Below are 9847 nucleotides of genomic sequence, written 5' to 3'. Positions count from 1 at the left end.
GGCCCTCGCCGAGGCGATGGCGCGGCTGCGGGCCGTGGTGCCGCACCTGGAGCAGGACCGCTATCTCGCCGACGACATCGCCGCCGCCAAGGCGCTGCTCGCCGGCGGCGCGCTCGCCGCGACCGTCACGGCGCCGCTGGTGACCGATTTCGTCTCATGAGCTCACACGGGAACACGACCATGTGGATCGCCCACGTCCCCTATCCGGAAGCCACCGGCCGGCTGAAGCAGCTCTACGACCGCATCAAGGGTCCCGGCGACAACGTCGACAACATCATGCTGGCGCACAGCCTGCGCCCGCACACGATGGAAGGGCACATGACGATCTACAAGTATGTGCTCCACCACACCGCCAACGCGACGCCCAAATGGTTCCTGGAGGCGATCGGGGTGCTGGTCAGCCTGATCAACGGTTGCGCGTACTGCGCCGAGCATCACTTCGCCGGGCTGCGCCGCCTCGTCGGTGACGAGCCGCGCAGCGCCGGCATCCGCGCGGCGCTGGACGCGCGGACCTTCGCGGCGGCGTTCGATGCCGCCCAGACGGCCGCCCTGCGCTACGCCGCCGCCCTGACCGAGGCGCCGCAGGACGCGCCGCGGCTGAAGGCCTGTGTCGACGCGATGCGGGCGGCCGGCCTCGACGACGGACGGATCCTGGAGATCAACCAGGTGACGGCCTACTTCAATTATGCGAACCGGACCGTCTCGGGTCTCGGTGTCACCACGGACGGGGATATTCTCGGTCTCTCGCCCGGCAACTCGGACAATCCCGATGACTGGTCGCACGGCTGAGGCCGTCGTCTCGCCGCGCATCGCCGCGCTGTCCCCGGTCCTGCTCGGACCGCCGCCGCGCGACCTCGGCCCGACCCGCCCGGTGCGACGCCTGCACCTCAACGAAGGCCCGTTCCCGCCGGCGCCGGCCGTGATCACGGCGATGCGGGCGGCCGCGGCCGACCTGCACCGCTATCCCGACAACGACGGAACGGATCTGGTCGCCGCACTCGCCGCCCGCACCGGCGTCGCGGCGGAGCGGATCGTGCTCGGCGCGGGCTCCAACGAGCTTCTCTACGGCGCTGCCGACGTGGCGATCGAGCCGGGCGACGTCGGGCTCTCGCCGGCGCCCGGATTCGGCAGCTACGCGCGTGCCGTCGCGATGCGGGGCGGGCGGTCGGTGGGGGTGCCCGTGCGCGACGACGGCGCCGTCGACGTCGTCGCGACGCTCGCCGCCGTGACGCCGGCGACCCGGCTGGTCTTTGTCGCGACGCCCAACAATCCGACCGGCGGCCTGATCTCGGCCGCCGACCTGGACAGGCTCGTCGCCGGGCTGCCGAACCACCTGCTGCTGGTCGTCGACGAGGCCTATCACGAGTTCGCCCGGGCGGCCGGCGGCCCGGACGTCATCGCTGCTCTGGCGCGCCGCCGCGGGCCCTGGATCGTCACCCGAACCTTCTCCAAGGCCTACGGGCTCGCGGGCGCCCGCATCGGCTGGGGGATCGCGAGCTCGGCGGAGATCGCCGACGCCTTCCGCAAGGTGCGGACGACCTTCAGCGTCTCCACCGTGGCGCTGGCCGGCGCCCGGGCCGCTCTCGACGAGACCGCCCACATGGAGCGCCTGGTCGCCAGCACCACGGCCGAGCGGGAGCGGCTCGCAGGCGCTCTCGCGCCGCACGGCTTCCGGGCGATGCCGAGCGCCGCGAACTTCGTGATGCTGACGACCCCGTCGCCGGCCGATCGGCTCGCCGCGGCGCTGCGCGACGAGAACATCTTCGTCGTCCCGATGCCCTGGCGCGAGACCGCCGGGGCGCTGCGGGTGACGATCGGCACGCCGGAGGACGACGACGCGCTGATCGCGGCCCTGACGGCGATCGCGACGGACCGATGAGGACCCTGGCGGACCAGCTCCGCGCGCTGGTCGGCGACGGCGGCGTGCTCGACCAACCGACCGACGTCGAGGGCTATCGCGGCGACCTCGCCGTGCGGGGCGACGGCGAGATCGTCTGCGTGGTGCGGCCGCGCACGGCCCGGGAGCTGTCCGGAATCGTCCGGCTCTGCGCTGCGGAAGGCGTGGCGCTGGTCCCGCGCGGCGGCGGCACCGGCCTGTGCGGGGGGGCCGCCGTCGTGGCCGGACACCGCTCCGTCGTCGTCGCCTTCGAACGCATGTCGGCGATCCGATCGATCGACCGAGCCAGCGCCAGCATGGTCGCGGAGGCCGGCTGCACGCTGCACGATCTGCGCGAAGCGGCCGCCGCGAACGACTGTCTGTTCGCGATCGACCATGGCGGGCTGTCGAGCCAGCTCGGCGGCAATCTGGCGACCAATGCGGGCGGCAACAACGTCCTGCGGTACGGCATGGCCCGCGACCAGGTGCTCGGCCTCGAGGTCGTGCTCGCCTCGGGCGAGATCGTGTCCGAGCTCGCGCCCCTGCCGAAGAACAATGCCGGCTACGATCTCAAGCAGATCGTCGTCGGGTCGGAAGGAACGCTCGGCCTGATCACGGCGGCGGCCGTGAAGCTGCATCCCGCGCCCCGGACCCGGGTCTGCGCCTGCGTCGGCCTGACCTCGGTCGCCGCCGCGCTGGACCTCTTCTCCCTGGCCCGGGATGCGCTCGGCGCCTCGATCAGCGCCTTCGAGCTGTTGCCGCGCGCCGGACTCGATCTGTGGTTCCGGCACGCGGGCAAGTCGGCCGAGCCGTTTCCGACGCCCACGCCATGGGCCGTGCTCGTCGAGGCCGACCTCGCCAATGTCCGCTTCGATCTCTCCGCCGCCATGGAAGACGTGCTCGCGGATGCGAGCCGACGCGGTCTCGTCGTCGACGGCACCATCGCCATGAGCGAGGCGCAGCGCCGGAACCTGTGGCGCCTGCGAGAGGGAATCCCGATCGCGATGATCGAGACGCCCGGCAGCCTGAAGGCCGATACGGCCGTCCCGATCGCCCGCATTCCCGAGTTCATCGCGGCGGCCGGCGGGGCCGTCGCCGCTCTCGCGCCAGGCTGCATCGCGGTGCCGTTCGGCCATGTCGGCGACGGCAACATCCACTTCAACGTGCTGCCGCCGCCGGGCATGGCCGGCGAAGCCTTCGCCACGCGTCATGGCGATCTCGCCCGCGCGATCGAGGACGTCGCGCTGTCGCTCGGCGGCACGGTGAGCGCCGAGCACGGCATCGGCGTGACCAAGCGCGAGGCGCTCCGGCGGATGCGATCGCCGGCGGCGCTCGACGCCATGCGGGCCCTGAAGGCGGCCCTGGACCCGGACGGCATCCTCAATCCCGGAAAGGTCTTGCCCCCCATGGACGGACCGTAGCTGGGCCCGTCCCGAGCACCGGTCGCGCCCCCCGCTCGACGCTTTCAGACGTCCGAGCAAGCGCACACGCCAAGTGTGAAGCACCACATCACCGGCAAGCCGGTCGAGCTGATGGCCGGGCTGCTGGCCGCCATGGAAGGGCCGGTGCTCGACCCGTTCATGGGCTCCGGCACGGTCGGCGTCGCCTGCGTCCGGCGCGGGCTGCCCTATGTCGGCATCGAGCTGGGCCCGGCCTGTTTCGAGGTGGCGTGCAGACGCCTGGGAGACGAACCGTCGAGGGATCGTCCCGTTGGGTTAGTCGTTGAGGATTAGCGGAAGCCAAAACATGGAGGGCAACCATGGAGAAGCCGCACGGCCTCTACTGGGCGCGGATCAAGAACGACGGTGGGGGAGTGGGCGACGACATTACCATCGTCGACCTTGATCCGGAGGGGGACATCTGGACGCTCGGGACCGATCAGCCGCTGCACCCGCGCCAAGTGGTTCTTCTCGGCCTGGCCGTACCGCCGGCCGGTTTAGAAGAGGCGTGAGCATCATCTCGTGCGCCGGCTGGCACTGCCCGGCTTCGAGCGTTCTGGACGACGCGCCGTCCTGGACCGCTACGACGGCCCCGGTTCCGGTGACAGGGGCGGGCTTGCCGATTCCGGCGTCGGTGCCGATCGTCCACGGGTGTTTCGAACGGCCTCCAGAAACGTCAGACGATTGGCACTCAGGACGGCTTCCCTTCGCGCCCGAGGCATCGTCGGCGCGAGGCCGTGCGAGACACGCACGTTTCGGTCGTCCCAGACTTCCCACACCCAACCGTCATCGATCTCCCGGACGGCGAAACGGAAAACGTCCAACGACGAGTCTCTGACGCCCATCCCGGCGGCCCTCCACTGGCCTGATCGGACGAGAAGTGCCGAGATGCTACCGCAAGGTCCCACCGAGGCAACCCGATCGTGGCACCGCCACGGGCCCTCGGCCTTCGGGATTCCGCTGCCAGACGATCTTGCGCGCCATGCCATCCGATTTTGCGCGCGACGCGAAGGCCAGGATCACCGAGGCGATCCCGTGCGAGAAGGTGCGCTTCACCGCGCGTGACGGCCTTCGGGAGGGAGCCGGCCGGCCCCGGGCAAAGTGTCGAACCGCCCGGCAGAGTGTCGAACCGGACACCCCGCCCGCGGCGGCTCCCAACAAATTCATCGATTTAGAGGGAGTTAGCGGGGGGCGCACAAGATGAGACTTTAACTTTATTTGTCATTGGCTTGCAGCGAAGTGAGGGAGCCAAATCTGCTTTGAGCTTACGATAGATTCTTTGCCGGCTCCCTCACCGGCCACAGCCATTAAAAGATCGGTAGAAGTCACACCGCGGCGAACCGTTCGGCGCTACCCCCTGCATTCAAAACGCAACGCCGATGGGTCCGCTGTACTGAATCACCTTGATATCTTCATCAACTGCGGTCGCATAAAGAACATATACCGGCGCCTTGGCATCCCAGCACGCGTTCCCAGTATGAATATCCAAGTCTTTGTTTTTACCAGCTCGCGTCCGACGGAAATGAGCTCTAGCCGGCTGGTTATTTGACAGACTCAAAATTTGGAAACAAGCTTTCGCCCCTCCAGCATGCACCCATATTTTATGCTCCGTGCCTTTTGTGATTACATAAACAGGCCGTTGTTGAGGCTGGGCGTAGGCTGCGGGAAGCAGGCATGTAACAAAAATCAAAAATACGGAGAACGCTTGCCCTACCTCTTTCATCTCGGAGCGCCTTTCCCCTGCAGGCTGTTGAAATTCCTTTTTCCGGTCGTTCGGGGCCGGCCGATTACCCGTGTCGGGCACCTGTCGCTGGGTGTCCGTAACGACCTTGAAAAATTTTAGCAAAGCGGGGAACCTTGTGCAACCATATGGTGTTACCTCCTTAAAATACTACTTCCCCGGCACAGAGGCGGTACGCCGCTTCGAACTCGAAATCTATGGTGGACTCGCGACGCCTTGCTCAAGCGAGACCCGTGAGCACATCAGGAAGGTGCGCAGGGTCGATCTCTTCGGGCTCGCCGTCGTCGGCGACCATATGGAGCGCGTAAGGCAGGCGATCTCGTCTTGCGCCTCAGGCGGGGAGCCCGCGCGGCTTGAAAAGCCTGTTCCAGCAACTTGGTCATGCCCGCCAACGAGGCAACGACGTCGACCCGGACAACCACGGGTCCCGTCCTCACCCGACCAACCGGTGCGGGACTACATTATTGCAAGAAATGAGCGGCTTGCAGGTTAGTGGTGGGCGCACAAGGACTCGAACCTTGGACCCGCTGATTAAGAGTCAGCTGCTCTACCAACTGAGCTATGCGCCCGCACGCCTTGCGGCGCGCGTCTGTTAGCAAACGAGGCCGGCCGTGTCCACCACGGCGCGCCGGTATTTTGCATGCGTGTGACGCAGGGCCCGCAGGAGGCGGTCGGCCGGCGGGTCGGCGCGCCACCGCGAGGCCCAAAACGAGGCCCGAAAACGCTGAGGCCGCCGGGCGTGAACCCGGCGGCCTGCGAGGCCCGGCAATCGCTGGGGGGCTGGGGGGAGGCATCGGGGTGCGACCGCCAGGCCTGTAGTCCGATTGGTCTCCTGTTACGCGGCGGGGCCGCTGTTTCCTTCGGCGGGCCGACGCCCGCCGGGCGAAAAAGATCTCAGAGCCGCTCCTCGCCGTCGCCGAGCGGCGGGCCACGCCGGCCGTCGTCGCGGCGCGGCGGCGAGCCGGCACCAGGGCCCCGACGATCGGGGGGCGGACCCCAGTCGGAGCCGCCGCCGAAGCCGTCGGTGCGGTCGTTGTCGCGCCAGCCCCAGCGGTCGAAGCCGCCGCCGTCGCGGCCGTAGCCATCGCGGCCGTAGCCATCGCGACCGCGGCCGTCACCCTCGCGCCCGTAACCGTCGCCGCGACGCTCGGAGCGGTCCCATCCGGGGTGGCCCGGGCCGCCACGGCCGTCGTGCCAACCGTGCGGGCCCATTCCGTGCGGACCCATTCCGTGCGGGCCCATTCCGTGCGGGCCCATGCCATGGGGGCCCATTCCGTGCGGATCCATCCCGGAGGGGCCCATCTCGGCGAAGCGCGGGCCGAGCGGCCGGGCGAGCGTCCAGAAGCGGCGCTTCTGGCTGTCGTCGAGGCTCTTCACCAGCGGCGCCGTCGCGTCGGCGAGCTCCTTCAGGGCGCCGGCCCGGCGGCTGGCCGAATCGGCGAATCGCTGCAGCCGGTCCATCGGATCGTCGTCGCGCTGCGCCCGGCCGGAGCGCATCTCGTCGCGCCGCGCCGCGCGGTCGGCGGTGCGCTCGGCCACGAACGCCCGATAGGCGCGTTCGAAGGCCGGCCACGCCTTCTCCTGGTCCGGAGTGAGCGCGAGGCCGGCCCGCAGCGCCGCGATCCTCGCCTCCAGGAATGCCTGCCGGTCGCTCACGGCGGCCGAACCGCCCGGGGCGGCCGAACCACCCTGCCCGGGCGCCGGCGTCGTCTGGGCCGGCGGCGTCGACGGCACGCCGCCGTCCGAGCGCTGCTGCGCGAACCCGAGACCCGATCCCGCCAGCGCGAGCACCGCGGTGCCGGCGAGAAGTGACTTCCACATGGCCGCCTCCGATCGATTACTGCAGCAGGATAGTAATCGCCGGCCGGCAGCCGCAAGTTAAACTTGGGTAAGAATTACAATCCGGCAATGTTCGCCACGGACTCGACACGAAGACTGGCGGGCGACCAGACGTCGCGCGGCGCGGAGTCGCGCGGAACCGCCCGGACGCGGTCCCCGCGGCTCCGGCGCAACCCGCTGCGGCACAGGCACAATCGGGCGCGTTAACCTTCTCGTAACCATGCACCCGGCAAATTTTGCCGAGGGCGCCGCGACCGGCGCCGGGAGTGGCGCATGTCCGACGTGGTGGCAGGACCGGGCGGGACGTCGGGATTCAAGTTCCCGACCTTCCGGAGCATGGGCGAGACGCTGAGGAGCGGCGACATCGCGCTCGCCATCGGCGTGATGACCATCCTGGTCGTCCTCATCCTGCCGCTGCCGCCGTTCCTGCTCGATTTCGCGCTGGCGATCTCGATCATCACCTCGGTGCTGATCCTGATGACGGCGCTGTTCATCCACAAGCCGCTGGAGTTCTCGGTCTTCCCGACCGTGCTCCTGATGTCGACCATGCTGCGGCTGTCGCTCAACCTGGCGTCCACCCGCCTGATCCTGTCGAAGGGCCACGAGGGAGCGGCCGCCGCCGGCCACGTCATCGAAGCCTTCGGCAACTTCGTGATGGGCGGCAACTTCGTCATCGGCATCATCGTGTTCGCGATCCTGGTGATCGTGAACTTCATCGTCATCACCAAGGGCTCGGGCCGCATCGCCGAGGTGGCGGCGCGGTTCAACCTCGACGCCATGCCGGGCAAGCAGATGGCGATCGACGCCGACCTCTCGGCCGGCCTGATCGACGAGAAGGAGGCGCGCTCCCGCCGCAAGGCGCTGGAGGACGAGAGCTCGTTCTTCGGCGCCATGGACGGCGCCTCCAAGTTCGTGCGCGGCGACGCCATCGCCGGCCTGCTGATCGTCTTCATCAACATCATCGGCGGCATCATCATCGGCATCGCCCAGCAGGGCATCTCGTTCTCCGAGGCCGGCCGCACCTACACGCTGCTGACCGTCGGCGACGGCCTGGTCACCCAGATCCCGGCGCTGATCGTCTCCACCGCGGCGGGCCTGCTGGTGTCCAAGGCGGGCCTCTCGGAGGCCGCCGACAAGGTGCTGCTCCGCCAGCTCTCCGGCTATCCGAAGGCGCTCGGCATGTCGTCGGCCGTGATGCTGGCGATGGGCCTGCTGCCCGGCATCCCGATGCTGCCCTTCCTGCTGCTCGGCGGCGGCGCCGGGGTGCTGGCCTTCGTCATCGACCGCAAGGCCAAGGCCGAGGTGCAGGTGGCGGAGGCGACCACGGCGGCGGCCGCGGCGGCGCCGGCCGAGGAGCCGATCAGCGCCGCGCTGAAGATCGACGACCTCAAGATCGAGCTCGGCTACGCGCTCCTGCCGCTGGTCAACTCGCCCGACGGCAGCGACCGGCTGACCGAGCAGATCAAGGCGCTGCGCCGCTCGCTCGCCATGGACATGGGCTTCGTGATGCCCTCGGTGCGCATCCTCGACAACGTCCAGCTCGACGCCAACACCTACGTCATCAAGATCAAGGAGGTGGAGGCCGGCAGCGGCCGCGTCTGGCCGGGCCAGTACATGGCCATGGACCCGATGGGCGGCCAGGTGAACCTGCCCGGCATGCACACCACCGAGCCGACCTTCGGCCTGCCCGCCACCTGGGTCGACGCCGGCCTCAAGGAGGAGGCGGCCGTGAAGGGCTACACGGTGGTCGACGCCGCGACCGTGCTGGCGACCCATCTCACCGAGCAGCTCAAGGCCAACATCTCCGAGCTGCTGTCCTACGCCGAGGTGCAGAAGCTGCTGCGCGAGCTGTCCAAGGAGCAGAGCGAGCTGGTCAAGGACATTGTGCCCGGCCAGATCACCATCACGGGCATCCAGCGGGTGCTGCAGCTGCTGCTCACCGAGCGCATCTCGATCCGGGATCTCGGCACCATCCTGGAGGGCATCGCCGACGCGCTCTCGTTCACCCGCAGCCCCAATGTGCTGGTCGAGCACGTGCGCAGCCGCCTCGCCCGCCAGATCTGCGCCCAGCACACCACTCCGGCCGGCCACCTGCCGCTGATCGCCCTGACGGCCCGCTGGGAGATGGCCTTCGCCGAATCGATCGTCGGCCAGGGCGACGACCGCCAGCTCGCCATGCAGCCCTCGCGCCTGTCCGAGTTCATCACCCTGGTGCGCGAGCGCTTCGAGGAGGCGGCCCGCATGGGCGAGGCGCCCGTGCTGGTCACCTCGCCGGGCATCCGCCCGTTCGTGCGCTCGATCGTCGAGCGCTTCCGCGCCCAGACCCCGGTGCTGTCGCAGTCCGAGATCCACCCGCGGGCCCGGCTGCGGACCGTGGGGAGCATCTGAACGACGCCGTGACGCAGGCCCCACGGGACCGCGCGAGCGGTTTCGCTAAAATACGATAGAATTTTGCAAGCCGTTCTAAGAACAAGGGAATTATAGTCGCCTCCGCTCGCTGATCACGAACACGTGAGGCTCCGCAGAGGAAACCTTTCCGGCTCGTATCGGTTGTCGGCTGCAGAGGGGATGGTGCGCTGCACGGGGGACACGACGGTCGACCAGCCGAGAGCTCGCGAGAGTTCGGTGGTTGAACCTTCACCCCACCCACAGCGACCAACGGACAAGCTTAGGGGAGGGGTCACCATGAACAACGCGTCGCTCGCCACCGCCGACCGGATCACCCACTTGAAGGTGGTCGTGCTCGCGCTGGTCGCCTCGATCGCCATCATGCTGATCGGCATCACGGCGCATGCGGTGGACGACAGCCGCGCCTACGGCGTCGCCCAGACGCCCGTGAAGGCCGGCAAGACGATCATGTTCTCGACCAGCGACACGGCGACCTTTTCGGGTGGCGAGCAGCAGCGCATCAATATCGCCCGCGGATTTCTGCCGGAGCGACCGATCCTGCTG

General features: G+C 68.8%; 9 protein-coding genes, 1 tRNA gene and 1 pseudogene. 8 read left to right on the top strand and 3 right to left on the bottom strand.

Translation table 11 applies throughout. From position 1 onward, the window contains the following. From CH341_RS36320 to CH341_RS18250, 6 genes and pseudogenes are all read left to right on the top strand, one after another. Positions 1 to 160: pseudogene (locus CH341_RS36320) on the top strand (bifunctional imidazolonepropionase/histidine ammonia-lyase); the annotation flags it as partial. Continuing rightward, the gene (locus CH341_RS18270) at positions 157 to 789 is read left to right on the top strand and encodes a carboxymuconolactone decarboxylase family protein (protein ID WP_111420428.1); all 633 of its coding nucleotides are present in this window, start codon (positions 157 to 159) and stop codon (positions 787 to 789) included. The pseudogene CH341_RS36320 and the gene CH341_RS18270, both read left to right, overlap by 4 nt. Beyond that, positions 770 to 1879 (top strand): pyridoxal phosphate-dependent aminotransferase, encoded by a 1110-nt coding sequence (locus CH341_RS18265; RefSeq protein WP_170149691.1) that lies wholly within the window; start codon positions 770 to 772, stop codon positions 1877 to 1879. Before CH341_RS18270 ends, CH341_RS18265 begins: the two co-directional genes overlap by 20 nt. Next, on the top strand, positions 1876 to 3297 hold the full coding sequence (locus CH341_RS18260; protein ID WP_111420426.1) for an FAD-binding oxidoreductase: 1422 nt from the start codon (positions 1876 to 1878) through the stop codon (positions 3295 to 3297). The genes CH341_RS18265 and CH341_RS18260 overlap by 4 nt, the downstream gene beginning before the upstream one ends. Next, the gene (locus CH341_RS18255) at positions 3298 to 3609 is read left to right on the top strand and encodes a DNA methyltransferase (RefSeq protein ID WP_342635019.1); all 312 of its coding nucleotides are present in this window, start codon (positions 3298 to 3300) and stop codon (positions 3607 to 3609) included. It begins immediately after the preceding gene. A 26-nt stretch (positions 3610 to 3635) separates the two neighbouring features. After that, positions 3636 to 3827 (top strand): hypothetical protein, encoded by a 192-nt coding sequence (locus tag CH341_RS18250; protein WP_111420425.1) that lies wholly within the window; start codon positions 3636 to 3638, stop codon positions 3825 to 3827. Positions 3828 to 4678: 851 nt separating this feature from the next. On the opposite strand, the gene CH341_RS33755 is transcribed toward CH341_RS18250, so the two are convergent. The 3 genes from CH341_RS33755 to CH341_RS18240 form a co-directional block, all read right to left on the bottom strand. Further along, complete coding sequence (locus CH341_RS33755; RefSeq protein ID WP_146604526.1) at positions 4679 to 5038, bottom strand: hypothetical protein; 360 nt, start codon at positions 5036 to 5038, stop codon at positions 4679 to 4681. Between the two features lie 511 nt (positions 5039 to 5549). Next, positions 5550 to 5625 (bottom strand) — tRNA-Lys (locus CH341_RS18245). Positions 5626 to 5950: 325 nt separating this feature from the next. After that, positions 5951 to 6877 carry a Spy/CpxP family protein refolding chaperone gene (locus tag CH341_RS18240; protein ID WP_111420424.1) on the bottom strand — a complete coding sequence of 309 codons (927 nt, stop codon included), beginning with the start codon at positions 6875 to 6877 and terminating at the stop codon, positions 5951 to 5953. 291 nt (positions 6878 to 7168) lie between these two features. Here CH341_RS18240 and flhA point away from each other — a divergent pair, with 291 nt between their 5' ends. Further along, positions 7169 to 9283, top strand: a complete 2115-nt coding sequence (flhA, locus tag CH341_RS18235; protein WP_111420423.1) for a flagellar biosynthesis protein FlhA — start codon at positions 7169 to 7171, stop codon at positions 9281 to 9283. Positions 9284 to 9580: 297 nt separating this feature from the next. Next, positions 9581 to 9847 (top strand): hypothetical protein (locus CH341_RS35940; protein WP_245431126.1); only part of this gene is annotated, 267 nt, incomplete at its 3' end.

Origin of the sequence: Rhodoplanes roseus (genome assembly GCF_003258865.1) — a bacterium.
In the GTDB taxonomy this organism is placed as follows: Bacteria; Pseudomonadota; Alphaproteobacteria; order Rhizobiales; family Xanthobacteraceae; genus Rhodoplanes; species Rhodoplanes roseus.
The sequence above is the reverse complement of the archived record's forward strand: the minus strand, read 5'-3'. Positions and strand labels throughout refer to the sequence as shown.